This is a genomic window from Psychrobacter sp. TB55-MNA-CIBAN-0194, assembly GCF_040309505.1.
GTDB lineage: Bacteria > Pseudomonadota > Gammaproteobacteria > Pseudomonadales > Moraxellaceae > Psychrobacter > Psychrobacter fozii.
This window is the reverse complement of record NZ_JBEOOW010000521.1, coordinates 1-255: the sequence shown is the minus strand read 5'-3', so window position 1 is coordinate 255 and position 255 is coordinate 1. Positions and strand designations below refer to the sequence as shown.

At 47.5% G+C, this 255-nt stretch carries 1 protein-coding gene; it reads right to left on the bottom strand.

Annotated features, from left to right (window positions below):
* On the bottom strand, nt 1-255 hold a 255-nt coding region (locus AAEY75_RS16120), incomplete at both ends, for an ABC transporter permease subunit (RefSeq protein ID WP_352260164.1).

Sequence of the window (255 nt, the reverse complement as noted above, 5' to 3'; positions counted from 1 at the left end):
ACGCTAGGCCGGCTTCAATTAATTCACTCGGCACTTTGCTGACACCCAGATAGGTCAACCGTATCGGTGCGGCAATGGCAAAAATAATAGTGGAAATCAAACCAGGCACGTAACCTAAGCCGAATAGAATAAGAGTCGGGATAAGATACACAAAGGTGGGAATGGTCTGCATCAAATCCAAAATGGGGCGTAATATAGTGTATAGCCAAGGCCGATGAGCGGCCGCAATACCAATGGGTACGCCAATCAACACAC